This is a genomic window from Paenibacillus sp. 4624 (genome assembly GCF_050435065.1).
Lineage (GTDB): Bacteria > Bacillota > Bacilli > Paenibacillales > Paenibacillaceae > Paenibacillus > Paenibacillus amylolyticus_D.
The window spans coordinates 720,177-737,685 of the sequence record NZ_JBNDJR010000002.1; the positions used below are offsets into that span (position 1 = coordinate 720,177).

14 protein-coding genes are annotated in these 17,509 nt (G+C 46.2%); 10 read left to right on the forward strand and 4 right to left on the reverse strand.

The features are described 5' to 3' along the window. Positions 1-64 precede the first annotated feature (64 nt). Positions 65-1,696 (forward strand): PucR family transcriptional regulator, encoded by a 1,632-nt coding sequence (locus ABIE27_RS07410; protein ID WP_123065370.1) that lies wholly within the window; start codon positions 65-67, stop codon positions 1,694-1,696. A gap of 141 nt (positions 1,697-1,837) precedes the next feature. On the opposite strand, the gene ABIE27_RS07415 is transcribed toward ABIE27_RS07410, so the two are convergent. Then, positions 1,838-2,626: an alpha/beta hydrolase gene (locus ABIE27_RS07415; RefSeq protein ID WP_429350207.1), complete on the reverse strand. Its 789-nt coding sequence runs from the start codon at positions 2,624-2,626 to the stop codon at positions 1,838-1,840. 292 nt (positions 2,627-2,918) lie between these two features. Here ABIE27_RS07415 and ABIE27_RS07420 point away from each other — a divergent pair, with 292 nt between their 5' ends. The 4 genes from ABIE27_RS07420 (at position 2,919) to ABIE27_RS07435 (ending at position 7,095) form a co-directional block, all read left to right on the forward strand. Then, on the forward strand, positions 2,919-3,542 hold the full coding sequence (locus ABIE27_RS07420) for a YhbD family protein (protein WP_429350208.1): 624 nt from the start codon (positions 2,919-2,921) through the stop codon (positions 3,540-3,542). Between the two features lie 13 nt (positions 3,543-3,555). Then, positions 3,556-4,383 (forward strand): hypothetical protein, encoded by an 828-nt coding sequence (locus ABIE27_RS07425; protein WP_429350209.1) that lies wholly within the window; start codon positions 3,556-3,558, stop codon positions 4,381-4,383. A 187-nt stretch (positions 4,384-4,570) separates the two neighbouring features. Next, positions 4,571-6,133, forward strand: a complete 1,563-nt coding sequence (locus tag ABIE27_RS07430; RefSeq protein ID WP_429350210.1) for an MDR family MFS transporter — start codon at positions 4,571-4,573, stop codon at positions 6,131-6,133. A 317-nt stretch (positions 6,134-6,450) separates the two neighbouring features. Next, entirely contained in the window at positions 6,451-7,095 is a 645-nt protein-coding gene (locus ABIE27_RS07435) for a hypothetical protein (RefSeq protein ID WP_429350211.1), read from the forward strand. 261 nt (positions 7,096-7,356) lie between these two features. On the opposite strand, the gene ABIE27_RS07440 is transcribed toward ABIE27_RS07435, so the two are convergent. Beyond that, positions 7,357-8,790: a VanW family protein gene (locus ABIE27_RS07440; RefSeq protein WP_429350212.1), complete on the reverse strand. Its 1,434-nt coding sequence runs from the start codon at positions 8,788-8,790 to the stop codon at positions 7,357-7,359. A gap of 253 nt (positions 8,791-9,043) precedes the next feature. Here ABIE27_RS07440 and ftsE point away from each other — a divergent pair, with 253 nt between their 5' ends. The 5 genes from ftsE (at position 9,044) to ABIE27_RS07465 (ending at position 15,429) form a co-directional block, all read left to right on the forward strand. Beyond that, a complete protein-coding gene (ftsE, locus tag ABIE27_RS07445; protein WP_123065377.1) occupies positions 9,044-9,730 on the forward strand; it encodes a cell division ATP-binding protein FtsE in 687 nt (228 codons plus the stop codon). Continuing rightward, on the forward strand, positions 9,720-10,637 hold the full coding sequence (gene ftsX, locus ABIE27_RS07450; RefSeq protein ID WP_123065378.1) for a permease-like cell division protein FtsX: 918 nt from the start codon (positions 9,720-9,722) through the stop codon (positions 10,635-10,637). The genes ftsE and ftsX overlap by 11 nt, the downstream gene beginning before the upstream one ends. Before the next feature lie 261 nt (positions 10,638-10,898). Beyond that, positions 10,899-12,179 carry a murein hydrolase activator EnvC family protein gene (locus ABIE27_RS07455; protein ID WP_123065379.1) on the forward strand — a complete coding sequence of 427 codons (1,281 nt, stop codon included), beginning with the start codon at positions 10,899-10,901 and terminating at the stop codon, positions 12,177-12,179. A gap of 384 nt (positions 12,180-12,563) precedes the next feature. Next, positions 12,564-14,036 carry a S41 family peptidase gene (locus ABIE27_RS07460; RefSeq protein WP_123065380.1) on the forward strand — a complete coding sequence of 491 codons (1,473 nt, stop codon included), beginning with the start codon at positions 12,564-12,566 and terminating at the stop codon, positions 14,034-14,036. Between the two features lie 64 nt (positions 14,037-14,100). Next, positions 14,101-15,429 (forward strand): PDZ domain-containing protein, encoded by a 1,329-nt coding sequence (locus ABIE27_RS07465; RefSeq protein WP_123065381.1) that lies wholly within the window; start codon positions 14,101-14,103, stop codon positions 15,427-15,429. 51 nt (positions 15,430-15,480) lie between these two features. Here ABIE27_RS07465 and ABIE27_RS07470 read toward each other — a convergent pair whose 3' ends face one another. Together ABIE27_RS07470 and ABIE27_RS07475 are read right to left on the reverse strand one after the other, a co-directional pair. Next, entirely contained in the window at positions 15,481-16,119 is a 639-nt protein-coding gene (locus tag ABIE27_RS07470) for a response regulator (RefSeq protein ID WP_123065435.1), read from the reverse strand. 70 nt (positions 16,120-16,189) lie between these two features. After that, on the reverse strand, positions 16,190-17,407 hold the full coding sequence (locus ABIE27_RS07475; protein ID WP_429350213.1) for a sensor histidine kinase: 1,218 nt from the start codon (positions 17,405-17,407) through the stop codon (positions 16,190-16,192). Positions 17,408-17,509: the final 102 nt, after the last annotated feature.

Here is a 17,509-nt window from a genome sequence, read left to right on the forward strand (position 1 = left end):
ATTCACGAAAATGTAGAAGAATAGCTAAATTCGTTGTGCATGTTAACCATAGGAGTGGAGAAGGATGAAAATGAGTGACCTGCTGAAGCTGGCTGTATTCAACGGCACAATCGTGGTAGGGGGAAGCGGTGGTTTGAATCGGGAAGTTCATACCGTCAATATGATGGATGCTCCTGATATTATTCCGTACTTGAAAAGAAATGAGTTATTGATTACGACGGCTTTTCACTTCAAGGATGACCTGCCGGCTCTGCTCGAACTGATTCGTGAGATGGGGCAACAGGAATGTGCAGGACTGGGTATCAAAAGTAAAAGGTTTCTCGGCCATATTCCCGAATCCGCAGTTCAGCTGGCAAATGAGTTAGAACTGCCTCTGGTGGAACTGCCTGTTGATCCTTCGCTAGGTGATATTGTCAACAAATCGCTGAGTCATATCCTCGATGTGCGAACGACGGAGTTGCATAATGCGATACAGACCCATCGCCAGTTCACTCAACAAATTATGAGCGGTCAAGGTATACCTAAGCTGCTTGATCAATTATCTGCTTTGCTGCGACTTCCTGTATATTTGCTCGGGCCGTATCTGCAGCCGATTTTCGGCCGAGTTCCTGCTAAAACGGCTGCACAGCTAGAGGTGTTGTTATCTGGCGGCGGTCAATTTCATGTTACGCCTTCCATGTTCTCGGCATTTTCCTTGTTAGGGGAGGAACGCGAAACGTTCACGTTATTTCCTGTATACACCCATAGGCAACTGCATTTCCTATGTATTACCGGTTTCATATCACCTTCTGAACGTTCAAGCATTCTGACCATTGAACAGGCAACCAACGTGATTGCGTTTGAATTAATGAAGGATAATGCATTGAAGCAGAATCGGCGCCGAATCCAGAATGAGTTTTTTACAAACTTTATTGGAGGGGTCTTCTCAAGCAATGAGGAGATTGCTAACCGGGCAAGAGAGTTTGGACTATCCAGCGATCAACGGTACCTTTGTGCGGTCGGCAAGCTGAATGGCAAGGATCGAGCGACATCATTCATGCAATACAAGGCAGAACAGGATCAGATTGCCGAACATCTTCAAGGAGAGCTAGCGCAATTCCGCCATCCAATATATTTGTTTACCCATGACCGATCCTATGTGTTACTCATGCCGCTGGTTGAAGAGTGGGAGATGATCAAAACTTCCTTTACCCAGCTACTGGAACGTCTGCAACGTAAAATAGCCATGTATTACGAATCCGAGCTGTCATTTGGTCTTAGCAGTTATGCCCAGCCACTTAGCCAGATTCCTTTATCTTTTAAAGAGGCCAATGAAGCTCTCTATTTCGGGAGTATATCAGGGAAAATGCGCTTTATTGAATTGTATCAGCCGAAGGAAGTATCTGAAATTTTGCGTTTAATTCCCCAAGATCATCTAAGAAAATTTTATGTGGATACAATGCAAGGATTCGAAGACGAGACACTTAAGGATCACCATATGTTGCTTCATACCTTGTCCGTATATCTGGAAACGCACTGTCATCTTGCGGAGACGGCAAAGCGACTTTATATTCATCGGAATACCGTAATTTATCGACTGGAAAAATGCGAGGAGATTATTGGTCGCAGCTTGAAAGACCCGGAAGAAACGTTACGTCTTCGGATGGCTTTTCGGATCAAAGCGTTGCTACCGGAAGAAGGAAAGGCAGAGTTTTAAGGGTGACCGAATATGATTAAAAGCAGGCTGAGATAAACTGCACCTCCAGGCTAGTTAAAGTAACCAAGGGGGCGCAGTGCACTTCAGGCCTGCTTTTTCTAATGGCCAATTAATGAGGGAAAAAAGGGTTTCTTTAATGCCTCAGTCTCTTTTAGACAGCGGCAGCCACTTCAGCACATCCTGAATTTTCATGTCCCAGTAACCCCATTCATGTTCCCCAGGCTCTTCCTCGTAAGTTAACTTGAAGTCTGTCTCGGCGCAGGATTTGCGGAACGTCTGATTATCTTCATACAGAAAATCCTCTGTTCCACAGCATTGATAGAGGAGCGGTCGTGGAGCCGTGTTATGTTTGCTCTCCTGGAGCAAATGGATCAAATCGTTCTCTGAACCTGCAAATTGCGGACCAAAGATACGTAACAGTTCAGCCTGCCGTAAGGCGGATGGGACGTCGTTGTTCAAATGAGCGGCCATGTCAAGAGCGCCCGAAAGACTTGCCGCCGCAGCGTACTGATCGGGTTTTCGTAGAGCCAGCTTGAAGGCACCGTATCCGCCCATGGATAGGCCAGCTACGAAATTATCTTCGCATTTAGCTGAAAGCGGGAAGAATGAGCGGGCCAGTGTTGGCAGTTCTTCGCTTATAAATGTCCAGTAACGCCCTCCCTCCGCCATATCCGTGTAGAAGCTGCGATGGACCTGCGGCATAACGACCGCAATGCCAAGTGAAGCGACATAACGTTCAATCGAAGTACGGCGTAGCCAAATGGAGTCATCGTCTGACATTCCGTGAAGCAAATACAGGGTGGGGTGCAGACCGGAACCTTTCACATTTTCCATACCGATCTGAGTGTGGGTCTGCTGTGGCAGAATGACATGCATGCTTGTGCTTAATCCGAGGGCGTCCGAGTAGAAATCGCATTTAATGAGTGCCATACCAAGAAGTAACCCCTTTCATGAATGGATGTTTAAAAGATGTTTCTATGCAATGGAAAAGGTAAGAAAGCGGGACAATACCAGCTACTATTCAAGGTTATACCCAAAATAAAGTAAACGCAACGAAAGGTTATAAAACGTATTCGATAATTGCAAAAATAACTTGTTTACAATCAAGTTTAGGAACAAACAACAAACAAAGAAAAGTTTATTTTTATCACATATGATCCTCGCACCTTTACAACGTAACAATGTTTTGTTACACTGTATTCAATGGAAAGGGGGTCCTGAAATGACAGATGATTTGATCTCCAAAAAAGAACTGCTTGACCTGACAGGTATTTCATACGGTCAACTATATCGATGGAAACGGAAAAACCTCATTCCCGAGGAATGGTTTATTCGAAAGTCTTCTTTTACGGGACAGGAAACATTTTTCCCAAAACAGCAGATTTTACAGCGGATCGACAAGATCATTCATATGAAAGACGGACTGTCGCTGGATGAACTGGCGGATGTGTTTTCGCCAACACTTGGTGAGGTGGAGATGTCCGATCAGCAATTACTAGACCGAAACATTGTTTCGTTGGCTTCGCTTGATCTGTTAAATGAGGCTGGACGCCAGCAGGCATTATACGGTTTGGAACAGATTATGATGCTATATGTGCTTGAGAAGTTGCTTCTCAGCGGGGATATCACGCAGCAGGAGGGATTGCTCTTAATTGATGTGATGTCTGAGCACTACTATCGGTTCCGAGACCGAGCTAGTGAACTGCTGCTTGTTCGCAAGATGGGCGTACCTACCTTAATGGTAGTGAACTCGGGAGCAGAGCTTTATTTTGATCATGGGGTAAAAGTGGTACTCCGCATTCCGCTGGCAACGTTCATGGAAGAATTGAAAATTAAATTGGGCTGAGGGGGATTTTATAATGGAAGAACGTCACTTGAGAAATGATCTGAATGTTACAGGGTCTCGTAAAACAACGGGCGGTTCCTATCATCGGGTAAATATCGATGGTATGGCTAAACTGGATGGTGATCTGGATTGTTCCTCCCTGAGTGTTAACGGCACGCTGAAAATCTATGGTTCCCTCGTCTCTGAAAGTACAACGGTTAATGGTATGGCCAAAGTGGAGGGAGAACTTCGCACCCAGTCTCTTGATGTCAACGGAACACTGGGAGTCCACGGTGCAGCTCGAGCCGAGAGCACAATGGTTAATGGAATGTGTACGATTAATGGTCCGCTGGTTAGCTCCCGGGTACGTGTGGATGGCATGACCACGATTAATGGAGACCTGTCTACACCTGAGTTTACCGTGAACGGAAAGTGTAATGTGGGCGGTGGGTTGAACGGTGAACGTATTGATATTGGGGGTATGGCGACTATTGATGGAGATGTGCAGGGAGAGAAAATCGACGTTCAGGGCAATATTAAGGTAGGCGGACTTCTTAATGCGGACAGTGTGGAGATTCGATTATACACGTCCTCTTCAGCAAGAGAAGTAGGCGGCGAGCGGATCGACATCCGGCGCAAGGAACGCAGCGGATTCTGGAAAGCGCTCGGATTAGGCGGGGCACCATCCTTCAGGGCTCAACTGATCGAGGGCGATGAAATTGTGCTGGAAGATACCGAAGCAGATACGGTTCGAGGGAATCGGGTCCATATTGGGCGAGGTTGTAATATCCGGTTTGTGGAGTATTCTGGTGAACTATCCGTTGATCCGGAAGCAAAGGTAGGCAGCAGTGTGCGAATCTAGCGAATATGCGAGATATAAGAGCGAGAGACGACCCTTATGACTTTTAAAGGATAGAGCTGATGGATATCCCTCTAGGTAGAAGGTTTTGCCATAAAGCAATCGGTCCTTGGACTGATTGCTTGTTATTTCTTTTCGGATATACTAATGCAGTCATATGAATAGAACGGGAATGGAGAGACTAACAATAATGGCTGCACGCAACAATAAAATTGGATTTGTGCTGGCAGGTTTGCTGCTCAGCATCTTAATGGCCTCTATGGATAACACCATTGTGGCTACGGCCATGGGGGATATCGTGGGCAAGCTCGGCGGGCTCGACAAATTCGTCTGGGTAACCTCTGCCTATATGGTGGCCGAGATGGCAGGTATGCCGATCTTCGGTAAACTGTCGGATATGTATGGACGTAAAAAGTTTTTTGTCTTCGGGATCATCGTATTTATGCTTGGCTCCGCTTTGTGTGGAACTGCGACATCCATCGTGGAACTGACGATGTACAGAGCGATTCAAGGGATCGGTGCAGGAGCACTGGTGCCGATTGCGTTTACGATTATGTTCGACGTCGTTGCGCCTGAGTCGCGGGGGAAGCTGGGTGGTCTGTTTGGAGCAGTGTTCGGTCTTTCGAGTGTATTCGGGCCGCTGCTAGGTGCGTACATTACAGAGTATGCAACATGGGAATGGGTGTTTTACATCAATCTGCCGCTAGGCTTGATTGCATTTCTGTTCATCGCATTTTTCTATAAGGAATCTCACCAGCATCAGTCACAGCAAATTGACTGGCTGGGTGCTATTACACTGATTGGTGCTGTGGTCTGCCTGATCTTTGCGCTGGAGCTGGGTGGCAAAACGTTTGCCTGGGACTCTGCACAGATCTTGGGGCTATTTGCCGGATTTATCGTGCTGGCATTGATCTTCTTGTATGCAGAAACGAAGGCCAAAGAGCCGATTATTTCATTCGGTATGTTTCGCAAGCGGGTGTATTGGTCAAGTAACGTTATTGCCATGTTCAGTGGTGCTGCGTTTATTACGGCTTCCGTGTATATTCCGATTTTCATCCAGGGCGTACTCGGCGGCAAAGCGACCAACTCGGGTCTTGTATTGTTGCCGATGATGCTAGGTTCCGTTGTGACGGCTTCCATGGGCGGTGTGCTCATGACCAAAACGAAATACCGCAATATTATGATTCCAACGCTGGCTTTGCTTGTAGTGGGGCTAGGTTTATTAACGACATTGGATGAAAATTCATCTCTATGGACGATTCGCGTATACATGGTCATGATTGGCCTTGGTGTCGGCGCATCTTTCTCCGTACTTAGCAATGCGGCTATGAATGCATTTGAACCCCAAAGACGTGGTGCTGCCAGTTCAACGCTGAACTTTCTGCGTTCTTTGGGCATGACGATGGGTATCACGATCTTTGGCATTGTACAGAGTCAAGTCTTTACTCGCAAGATGTCAGACGGCATGGCTGGTGCTACTGGCGAAGCTGGTGCATCGGTTGGCACACCTGCAGGTGGTCTGCCTGCCGGGATGGATCTGACCGATCCGCATGCACTGTTATCACCAGAGCTGCGTCAAGGGATTCCACCCCAAGTGCTGGATTCCATCACACATGCGTTATCCTTATCTATTGTACAGCTGTTTGCCTGGGCGGTTATTCCGGCGGCCCTTGCACTGATCGCTTCCTTCTTTATGGGAAAAGAGAAAATGGTGGTGGGAGAAGAGCAACATGAGTATACAGGTGGGCACTAAGCTAATGGGTCAAAGAACCAATTACTAAGGGTTTCGTTAAGTAGCGATCCAGTATTATTCTTGGTGATCATAAAATAGTGGATTATTGTTTTTGTGTTTAGTGTATAGAGATTTTCAGTGTTTAAGAGAAGTTGAGATAAAAAAACATGTTGTTCATAAAGTGCAGATTGGGTCAGTACTAGTGACCGTCATAACTTCCTAGTTGAAGCTTGACCCTCTCTGACACATATGTAACCACAGCATTTTTTGAAAAGGCCGTATTTTGGAATAAAGAAAAATGTTCTTGAAAACCAAAAAAATACATAGGGAAGGTACTAATGCGAACTGAAAAAAATCAAGAAATCTTGGACCAGAGAGATGTTGATAATATAATTATCTCTATTGTTTACCTCTTAGTTATATTTGGGAGTATATTCTTTCATGGATTCTTTATGGCGATAGTTCTTTATATAAGTACATTGTTTTACTTTAATCGAGTACGTATGTTTGATAAGGTTAGTAGGTCTAGGTTCGTTATTCTGGCTACTTATCTGCAAATTACTCTACCCTTATTTGTTGTGTTAGCCTCGATTACAAAGTTCATAGAGTTTGTACCAAACGATGCTTCAGGCAATATGAAAATATATATAGTTTTAGCTTATTATATACTTACTCCAATTATCTTAAACTTAATAAGTTTCACAGTATTCAAAAAACATGAAAATTTCTTGATTAATCAAAAACCAGCTTTAGAAATAGGAAGAATGGTGATATGGGGAGCCACTCTAACTACTAGTGTTTTAGTTATTGCTGATGGAATTGATGATAACTTTATAAAAGTTTCATTTTTAATAGTTATGGCCCCTTTACTTATTTTTAACTACGCGGTCAAGGTGACTTTTGAAAACGATAGCGCTCTCAAAGAATATAGAAAAAACAATGAAAATAATGAAGATTCTTCTAAACAAAGCGAAGAGTTATAGCTTTTACTAATAAGCCGGGGAAAATTCATTATGTAATTCATTTACACAATAACGGAGAGGACAGAAAAAACCTGTAGAAGCGGAGTTAAAAGCTTTCTGCAAGAAAGCTACATCGAAAGCATAAGCTTCGCCTTTATCCCCGGATTTTCCCCTTTGGAAAAGGGAATCCAAAAAATCCGGGGATAACAGCGATCGGAAGGTTATTCTGTCAGCGGAGTGCCAAAGTGTAAATCTCTTTCGTTCTATTTGTACACCTGAAATTTAAGGCTGATTCCCCTCACGGATGCCATCCTCCACCACTGAAGGTTGCTGTGGATCAGGCATGCTAATATGACCTGAGCGTGCAATAAGACGGCTTTGTGCTTTGTAAATGTCACGTGAGATTGTTTTGGTTTCAACGACTTTGCCATCCACTCTCTTCGTACGCACCGTTTCAACGATGTACCCGGGCTGTCCATTCTGAAGTACTTGCTGGGCGCCGTCGGGAAGCACATTACTGGATACATACTTTACGGGTACACTCAGCGTTTCAATCGTACGAGACTCCACCGTATAACTGACATTCTCCGGAAATGTGCCGAAAAATTTCACGACCATGCGTCCGCCTAGCACTTTCGCGTGGATCAACAGTGATTTCTCAGTGCTGTTTCGAAAACGAAAGTTAATGGCGCCTGAGGCATAGGTGGCATCCAGCCCTTTCGGTAAATATTTAACGGGCAATGAATGATTGCGCCGTTCCACAATATCCAGACCCGTCAACAGGGCAGCATTATATACGGTGCTGGATACCTGACAGATTCCTCCGCCAATTCCGGGTGTCAGCCGGCCATTCACGATGACCGGTGCTTCCCGAAAACCATATTCCTTCTCCGCTTTGCGAATCACCTTTTCATAGTCGAACACACCTCCAGGCGGCAAAATCATCCCATTGATGGCCTGAGCAGCCGCGCTGACATTATGTACCCGACCTTGACTGCTGTTTCCCAGTCCTGTGGAAAATTGAATGATTTTTCGCTCGATGCCTTCCTGCTTCAGGGAATCAATCGTTACCTCTGGTTTCAAGGTGTATAGAGGTAAAAGAATCCGTATGGGTTCTGGTTTTACTCCATCCACCACATCGCTGAGCTCTCTATGCAGCTTGGTCTTCATGAGGGTGCTGAGTGTTTTCCAATCCACCCGATGCACGCTTTTTTCCGGAATGTACTGCACTTGATCATTTGGGGTGATGCGGCGAACGGCTTCTGCCGGTGTACCGAAGGTTTCTTTTTCCCAGGCAGGACTAAGCAATTGTTGAAAAGTTTGTTCGTTGTAGTCCATATCCAAAGGGAAGGTCTGGGGGAATTGATACCGTGCATACGCGCGTTCCCACAGGTTCCCCTCATCCAGCTGTTGTACTGCGGCCTTGAAGCTGTTTGCATTGTAACTCACTCCTAGTTCGGCGGCGGTATGTGACATTGTTATTGGGTTGGGTTCAGTCAGCTCCAGTGCGACGGGCCGGTCCTGCAATTGTTGAATGCGAGTGTTCATTTCTGCCAGTACGTCCTTGCGATGTTTGCCATCGATGGTCCAGCCCCCGACCTGTACACCTTTGGGTAAGTTGGGTTGATTCACGTACATATAGAGCAATCCATAGGACGCGGAGCCGATCAAGAGCAGGGAGAACAGGGCGATAACCGTTACATGTATTTTTTTCATAAACGAACGCTCCTTTTGGCTTCTGTTGTTCCGGAATTCGTAACACTCTCTATCTATATGATCCAAGGGTGGAAAACTTTCGGGTACTCAATAGGTAACAAATTTGTTACAATAAACTTCATATGAATCCATGCTTCACCAGCAAAAGAGGGACAGAATGGATTTTTCCTGATGAATTTCAGGCCTTTTTAAAGGAAATGCCGGGATTGTGTCGAAATCATAATGGCTAACTATGTGAGCAGGAAGTGATGATGTGATAGAAATGCAGGACGTGTGGAAGACCTACGCCAATGGGACCCACGCATTACAAGGGGTGTCGGTGAAGATCGACCGCAATGAATTTGTCTATATCGTTGGTCCATCCGGTGCAGGCAAATCGACATTTATGAAGCTAATGTACAGAGAAGAAGTGCCAACCAAAGGGCAAATATCCATTAACGGATTTAATATTGGCAAGCTGAAACCACGGAAAATTCCTTATGTGCGCCGTAATATCGGCGTTGTCTTTCAGGATTTCCGTCTGTTGCCGAAGATGACAGCGTACGAGAACGTGGCATTTGCGATGGAAGTTATTGAAGCACCGAAGCGCCAAATCAAGAAAAGGGTTATGGAAGTGCTCGATCTGGTGGGACTACGCAACAAGGCCAACCGTGAACCTTCACAACTCTCTGGCGGGGAACAGCAACGGATTGCAATCGCACGGGCGATTGTAAACAATCCTTCCGTCATTATTGCTGACGAGCCTACAGGAAATCTGGACCCGGAGACGTCATGGGGCATTATGCAACTGCTGGACGAGATCAATTTCCGGGGCACAACGATTGTGATGGCAACACACAACAAAGATATTGTTAATACGATGCGTAAGCGGGTTATCGCCATTGAACGCGGACAGATTGTACGGGATCAGATGAGAGGGGAATACGGTTATGAATTTTAGTACTCTCTTGCGACATCTGCGGGAGGGCTTCAAGAACGTATTCCGCAATGGCTGGATGTCAGTGGCATCCGTCATGTCGATTATCGTCTCTCTGTTTATTCTTGGCGTGTTTATGCTGCTTGTGCTTAACGTGAACTCTATGGCCAATCAGGTAGACAGCCAGGTCGAGATTAGTACGTTTCTGGAGCTGAATGTGGACGAGAACCTGCGCAATGTCATTGGTCAGGAGATCAGTGCCATGCCTGAAGTCAGCGAGATTCGAATTGTTCCGAAGGATGTGGGATTAAAAGAATTCCGTGATCGTCTAGGCGAAAATGCGGATAATGTTCTCGGTGGTTTCGATGTCGATAACAATCCATTGCCCGATACGATTGAAGTCAAAGTGATTGAGCCGGAAACGGTCAATTTTGTCGCGCAGAAGATTGAAGCATTGAACGAGAAACATCCCGAGAAGCCGATCATGAAAGTGAACTACGGCAAGGAAACGGTAGATGTGTTGTTCAAATTCACGAAGCTTGTTCGTAATATCGGATTTATTTTTGTCGGGGGACTGGGCCTGATGTCGATGTTCCTGATCTCGAATACGATTCGCGTAACGATTCTGGCTCGCCGCCGGGAGATTGGTATTATGAAATTGGTGGGTGCGACCAACACCTTTATCCGCTGGCCTTTCTTTATTGAAGGAGCGTTGATTGGACTAATCGGTTCCATCATTACAGTCGCCGTTCTGTTCTTCGGATACAGTCAATTGATGTCAACGATTGGTCAGGATGTCTTCATGCAGATGTTGAATCTGATTCCACTCAGCGAGATCTGGCCACTTATGGGAACGTTGCTGATTGGACTAGGGGTGCTTGTCGGAATTCTGGGTAGTACACTATCCATCCGGAAGTCGCTTAAAGTCTAACTATACTGCGGGGGCATGCCCACGCTTGCGCCATTTCAGTGTAAGCTGTTTGGCCCGTAAACGCGTGGGTCATCCTTCGTTCAAACTGCATTTAGCAGAAAATGTCGAAAAGAATGCCAAAACAGGTTCATTATTGAATGCTGTTTGACGATATGTAGGAAAGACGCAACTGTTGTTTTGATGAAAGAAAGCAAAGAACATGCTGTTCACCACCTGTGCAGGTTGCTTTCTTGTGAATTCATAGGATGGGGGATCATCATTTTGAAAAAAACCGCTTCGCTGCTGGCCTTTATGTTACTGGCCGGTATGACGTTTCAGCCTTCTGACGGATATGCCAAGAATAGCATCAGCGATATTGATCAACAGATTCAGCAACTGGAGAGCAAGGCGGCTTCCGCCAAGCAGGAGCAAAAAAAGGCTGCGGCCAACAAACAGGAAGCGCAGCATTACAAGAACAAAACCAATGCCTATCTGAAGGTTGTCTTGGAACAGATCAATGTTGTAAGTGATGAGCTGGCGAGTGTATCGTTGCAGATTGAAAATACGGAGGAAGATCTCCGTACAACGAAAAAGGATCTGCAAGCGGCAGAAGACCGCATCGTCGCAAGAGAAAAACTGTTAGAGTCACGTGTGCGCCTGATGTACACGGATGGGGCAGTATCTTACCTTGATGTCCTGTTGTCCTCCACCAGCTTTACTGATTTTCTGACCCGTGCGGACTCGCTTAAAACGATTGTGGATCAGGATCAGCATCTCTTGGATGAACATAAAAAGGACAAGCAGCTAGTGGTGGAGAAAAAGGCAGATTTGGACCGGCAGTATGCGGAAGCCAAAAGCCTGTATTCACAGAAGAAACAGCGCAAGTCACAGCTGAACGAAAAAGAGAAAGAAAAGCAGGTGCTTCTGGCTTCATATGATGCTAAAATTGAACAATCCGAAGAGTTGACGGCAGAGCAGGAAGCTGTGTTGATGCAGATTGCTGGCAAACGCTCAGCTCTGTTACAGGAGAAAAATAAATTGCGTGAGCAACAGGCAGCAGCGGCAGCCAAAGCTCGGGCCCAAGCTGCGGCACGTGCCAAAGCAGCAGCCAAGGCACCAACACGTGTAAGCTCAAGCGGCAACAGTGAAGTAACCTATTCATCCGGCAGCGGTATTTTTGCAAAACCGGTTTCCGGTGGACGCATTTCTTCACCGTTTGGTCCGCGAATTCACCCGATTACGGGGGAAGTAGGTAAACTTCATGCAGGTGTCGACTTTGCTGTTCCAGTAGGCACATCAGTTCATGCGGCTTCCGGCGGGATTGTCATTATGGCTGAATGGTATAGTGGCTATGGATATACGGTTATTATTGATCATGGCGGAGGTCTGTGGTCATTGTACGGTCACTTGCGTGAAGGTGGATTCAAGGTCAGCAAGGGAGATACGGTAAGTAAAGGCGATACCATTGCCGAGTCTGGCAATACAGGGAACTCGACTGGGCCTCACTTGCACTTTGAAGTGCGTGATAACGGAACAGCTGTGAATCCGATGAACTATTTGTAGATTGTCTGATTTAATGCGATGCAACTTATATAAGTTGAACTATTCATTTACACTCTAACGGAGAGGACAGAAAAAACCTGGAAAAGCGAAGCGTTCGCCTAAAAGCTTTCTAAAAGAAAGCTGCACCGAAAGCATACGCTTATCACCGGATTTTCCCCTTCAAAAAAGGGAATCCAAAAAATCAGGGGATAACAGCGATTGTAAGGTTATTCTGTCATTGGAGTGGGCTGTGTAAAATTTTTAGTTCAAATTATATAGTTTAGAGTTCGAATGGAAAAATCATAATCCGTACAAGCTAGACATATACTAAGCTGGCATGTTCAGGGAATGATTCGGGGCAGTCCGAATCGGATGCGCTTCAAAACTAAAGGCGGTGACATACGGATGATGAAAAAAAGATCGGCGCTGCTGTTTGTTATTCTGGGACTGCTTGGCGGAAGTCTATTAACGCTCGTGTTAATGACTTATCCGGGTATTACAAATCAAGTGAGACCCGGCGAAGGATTGCTGGCTAGTGTAACCGGCAGCTCGCAGCAGAAGAACGATATGAAGAAGATTGAAACCGCAATGGATTTAATCTCCAGCAACTATTATAAAGATGTCGACCGTACCAAGCTGATCGATGGTGCGATTAACGGTATGATGGAATCTTTGGGTGATCCCTACTCCAACTATATGGGACAGGAAACAGCAGCCCAGTTTGAAGAGTCCATCGAAGGATCATTTACCGGTATTGGTGCAGAGGTTTCCTCGCAAGACGGTAATGTCGTTGTCGTTTCCCCAATCAAAGGTTCACCTGCTGAAAAAGCAGGTATCCGTGCGAAAGACATCATTATGTCGGTTAACGGTGAATCGCTTCAAGGACTTGAGCTCAACAAAGCGGTCAACAAGATTAGAGGTCCAAAGGGCAGCGAAGCCAAAGTACAAGTGAAACGTGCGGGATCGACAGAGCCGATTGAATTCACGATTGTTCGTGATGATATTGACCTGGAAACCGTCTATGCACATATGGAAGATGGCGGTATTGGTGTCATCAACATTACGCAGTTCTCGCTGAATACAGGTGAACGCTTCAAGGAAGAACTCGCGAAGCTGGAGAAGCAAAATATGAAAGGCCTGATCATCGATGTACGGAATGACCCGGGCGGTGTACTGCAAGTCGTTATCGATATTGCAGAACAGTTCGTACCGAAAGGCAAAGTCATCGTTCAGGTTGAAGATAAAAATGGCAAGAAGGAACAAAGTAAATCAAATGGATCAGCCAAGCCTTATCCAATCACGGTGCTGATGAACAAAGGCAGCGCGAGTGCTTCCGAAATTCTGGCAGGAGCTTTGCAACAATCTGCTGGCGCTACACTCGTGGGTGAGAATTCTTTTGGTAAAGGAACCGTGCAAACCAGCTACGATAAACAGATGGGTGACGGTAGCTTGCTGAAAATTACGATTGCCAAGTGGCTGACACCAAACGGTACTTGGATTCACGAAAAAGGCATCAAACCGGATATCGCAGTGAACCAGCCTGATTATTTCTCGGTTGCACCGATTAATAAAGAGAAGCTGCCACTGAAATATGACAGCAATAGCACGGATGTGAAGAGTGCGCAGACGATGCTGAGAGGACTTGACTTCAAGCCGGATCGTGTGGACGGATACTACGACCAGAAGACCGAAGAAGCCGTCAAGGCGTTCCAGAAGAAAAAAGGCATTCAGGTTACTGGCCAAATCGATGAGAAAACGGCAGAATCTCTGGAGGCATCTCTGATTGAACGCATCGCTAATCCTCAATATGATGCACAGCTGAAACGCGCGATCGAAAATGTCTCAAAGGATATTTCGTCCGCTGTGTCGAAGCCATAAAGAAGGCTGATTTTCAGCCTTCTTTTTTTCTGAACCGGCTGAAGGAGAGGAGTGAAATGCTACAATGGAATGGGCATGGCCTTGGTTAACTACATTAGGGGAAGCATTGTTACAGTTGTTGATTCAGCCGTTTTATTATATGGCAGTGATTCTGATTGTTTTGATTTATCATCGTCAGTTGCTCCAAGAACGTAAACTCTTCCATGTGCGTATGCAGAGTTCAATCACGCAGACGATTCGAGCGGTTCTCGGGGGAATTGTCATTGGTGTAATCGTGTCCATGGTATCGCTTTTCCTTGGCACTTATCTTACCCTGGGCAGTCTGATTAGCATATGGATTGCAGCATTGGTCTTGGCTCTTATTCGTATCCGTTATTTGTGTTTTGCCTATGCAGCGGGGGCACTGGGAATACTTCAATTTGCTTTGAATGTGGCATCCAGCTGGCAGCCTTCCGGCATGCTTGGACAGGCTGTGGAGACGGTGCGTGCACTGGACATGCCTGCGTTACTCGTTCTGGCTGCATTGTTGCATTTTGGCGAAGCTATACTGGCACGAATGCAGGGTGTATCTATGGCCTCTCCGTTTCTGATGGAAGGCAAACGTGGGAAGTTAGTAGGCGGGTATCAGATCCAGCTCTTTTGGGCGGTTCCGCTACTGATTCTTGTTCCGACAACCGGAGGCATCACAGAAATAGCGTGGACTCCGTTACTTCATGCAGGTCAAGGCTACACGCTAATGGCGCTGCCCATCTTACTGGGATTTAGTGAAAACACACAAAGTATGCTACCTGGGCGTAAACTTCAGATTTCAGCTAAACGTTTGATGCTGTATAGCTTGGCTTTGCTTGTATTCAGTCTGCTTGCCGTATGGTGGTCACCTTTGACGGTGGTTGCGGCATTGGTAGCTTTTGCTGGACATGAAGTCCTGGTGTGGTACAGTGCATTGGAAGAGCAACAACTTAGTCCTGCATTTGTTCACCCTCAGCATGGCCTTAAGGTACTGAGTGTGATTCCAGATAGTCCTGCAGCAGAGCTCGGAATTGAGGCAGGGGAGACGCTGTATAAAGTGAACGGTATACTCGTTCATTCTCCCGAAGAGCTACACCGGGCACTGCGGATGAATCCGGCTTTTTGCAAGCTGGAGGTGCGTAATCATCAGGGAGAGAGCAAGTTTATGCAGCGAGCGATTTACGAAGGCGAGCATCACCAGCTTGGTGTGATTATGGCACCGGATAAACATGAGGCATGGGCAGTTCAGCCGCGTCCGGTGACGCTGTTTCATGTGATTATGCTCAAATTATTCACACGCCGGAAAGAGCAGCGAATTGACGAGGCTCCACTGGCTTTACCACCAGCCCCTGTAGTGAGTGACAAAGGGTCGATCGAAATGTAATAAAAGGTACTTCCAAACGCCTTCTCTGGGGTGAGGGAGTACCTTTTTTCTTTATTTTTTCAAAATAAAAATGGCGATTTGGGTGCGATCCCTCAAATTCAGCTTGCCCAGAATTTCAGTTACATAGTTTTTGACAGTACCCTCACTGAGAAAAAGCTTAGCGGCAATTTCTTTATTGGATAATCCTTCAGAGATGGCTTCGGCAACGGCAAGCTCCATGCGGGTAAGCCCGTACGTTTCAAAGGGCTCGTTTACCGGAGGAGAAGCTGGCGTTCGAAGCAAACCCGCGAGTTTGCGTGCAATATCCGGGTGGATCAGCATATCCCCGTTATGGACGGTTTTGATGCCCTGCACGATACGGGCAGGAGGGACATTTTTGAGCAGATAACCACTCGCTCCGTTCTGTAATGCTTGAATGATATATTCATCGTCGTCAAAGGTCGTCAGCATCAGCACCTGGATATCGGGAAAACGGGTTTTGATCAGAAGAGTGCCTTCGACCCCATCACATTCGGGCATACGAATATCCATGAGTACAACATCTGTTGTTGTTCCTGATTCAAGGCAAGCAAGTGCCTCCGTCCCATTGGAAGCCGTACCTGTAATGTGGATATCCGTATCCAGGCCGAGCACCACGTTCAGGCTTTCCCGGATGAAGGGATCGTCATCGACAAGAAGGACATGAATCATTGAAGGTTGTTCAGACAATGCTTCCTGACTGCTATGGTTTGCTTCTGGCATGAGCATATTCCTTTCCGTTTTACAGTATATTCATTTTGTTCGTAATGGGGATTCGAGTGATAAGCGTATATGGGGCGGTGGATTGAACCTCAATGGTACCTCCAATGAACTGTGTGCGCTGGCGCATACCCTCGTGCCCAAGGCCGGTTGTTACACCTGTATCCAAAAGGGAGTGTGTGCTGCCATCATTACTGATGCTCATACAAATCTCCTGATGTCCAAAAGCCAGCTGCAAACGAATGGAAGTGGCCTTTCCATGTTTAATGGCATTTGTCACGGCTTCTTTCGCATTTTTGTACAACACAATCTGCGTACTTGGATAGAGAGCGTGTGGCTGACCAACAATTTCGTAATGGGTCTGTATCCCTGTATCGCGGCCGACTTCCTCTAATAGACGATCCAAAGCGTAGGCATCGGATGCATGAAAATCAGGACGAAGTTTATGAAGTGTGTTACGCATATCATCCATACATGCAGCGAGCTGATCTCGAATCTGCTTGACCATTTCGGTACCCAGTTCGTTATTCAAGGGTAGCGTGAGCAATGCAGCCTCTGACATCATTTTTGTGCGGATTAGACGATGTCCGATATCATCATGAAGCTGACGGGATATTCGAATACGCTCTTCTGCCTGAGCCGCATCTTCTAATTGTTTGGAAAATAACAGCAGTTGTGCACGGGTTTCTTGCAGCTCATAATGCTTATTCCGCAGCTCGTCATACACATGCTCCAGTTGTTTACGACGGTTTGCCGCTTTGGCTCCTTGCCAGAAGAGCGCTGCTGTCATCCATAGGAGCAAGTTTACGCCAATGCTTATCTTCACAGAGTCCGAGAACCAGCTGATGGTGTTCATTTGAACTTCCATGGCTCCAGAACTGAGCGTAGTTGGAGTTGCAACATGCCAATACAGTGCGAGGTTCGTTGTAATCAGCTGAATCCCTAATATGAACCATCTTATAGATCCACCGAGCCGATACATATAAACATAGAGAGCCGATAGAGAGATGAAAATCATAAAGGGGCCATACAGCGCCATCAACCAGCTGGCCCACATTATTTCTGCCAGAAATAACAGCGACTGCCCTGCACCTGAACGGGTAAAGCGGTTCGTTACAGCGAGTAAGGTCGAGATGAGGATGTAAAAGGTGTACAGCGCTTCGCCATGTAAAGGAAGGGTCAAACTGAACAACACAGCAGGTACAACTAATAAACCATATTGTAGGAATCCCAAGGGCATATGTAGATGACATCCTTTTTATGCAGATTGAAGAATAAAATGTTTACAGATGGAAGAGAGCCAGGATAGAACTCCCGATAACGCATCCTTGATTATAACATA

What these genes read in the sequence shown, in the direction of transcription:
- ABIE27_RS07465 (WP_123065381.1), top strand. Translation starts at nt 14,101, where the DNA reads ATGGAATGGGCATGGCCTTGGTTAACTACATTAGGGGAAGCATTGTTA.
- ABIE27_RS07410 (WP_123065370.1), top strand. Translation starts at nt 65, where the DNA reads ATGAAAATGAGTGACCTGCTGAAGCTGGCTGTATTCAACGGCACAATC.
- ABIE27_RS07430 (WP_429350210.1), top strand. Translation starts at nt 4,571, where the DNA reads ATGGCTGCACGCAACAATAAAATTGGATTTGTGCTGGCAGGTTTGCTG.
- ABIE27_RS07415 (WP_429350207.1), bottom strand. Translation starts at nt 2,626, where the DNA reads ATGGCACTCATTAAATGCGATTTCTACTCGGACGCCCTCGGATTAAGC.
- ABIE27_RS07470 (WP_123065435.1), bottom strand. Translation starts at nt 16,119, where the DNA reads ATGATTCATGTCCTTCTTGTCGATGACGATCCCTTCATCCGGGAAAGC.
- ABIE27_RS07435 (WP_429350211.1), top strand. Translation starts at nt 6,451, where the DNA reads ATGCGAACTGAAAAAAATCAAGAAATCTTGGACCAGAGAGATGTTGAT.
- ftsX (WP_123065378.1), top strand. Translation starts at nt 9,720, where the DNA reads ATGAATTTTAGTACTCTCTTGCGACATCTGCGGGAGGGCTTCAAGAAC.
- ABIE27_RS07475 (WP_429350213.1), bottom strand. Translation starts at nt 17,407, where the DNA reads ATGCCCTTGGGATTCCTACAATATGGTTTATTAGTTGTACCTGCTGTG.
- ABIE27_RS07425 (WP_429350209.1), top strand. Translation starts at nt 3,556, where the DNA reads ATGGAAGAACGTCACTTGAGAAATGATCTGAATGTTACAGGGTCTCGT.
- ABIE27_RS07420 (WP_429350208.1), top strand. Translation starts at nt 2,919, where the DNA reads ATGACAGATGATTTGATCTCCAAAAAAGAACTGCTTGACCTGACAGGT.
- ABIE27_RS07440 (WP_429350212.1), bottom strand. Translation starts at nt 8,790, where the DNA reads ATGAAAAAAATACATGTAACGGTTATCGCCCTGTTCTCCCTGCTCTTG.
- ABIE27_RS07460 (WP_123065380.1), top strand. Translation starts at nt 12,564, where the DNA reads ATGATGAAAAAAAGATCGGCGCTGCTGTTTGTTATTCTGGGACTGCTT.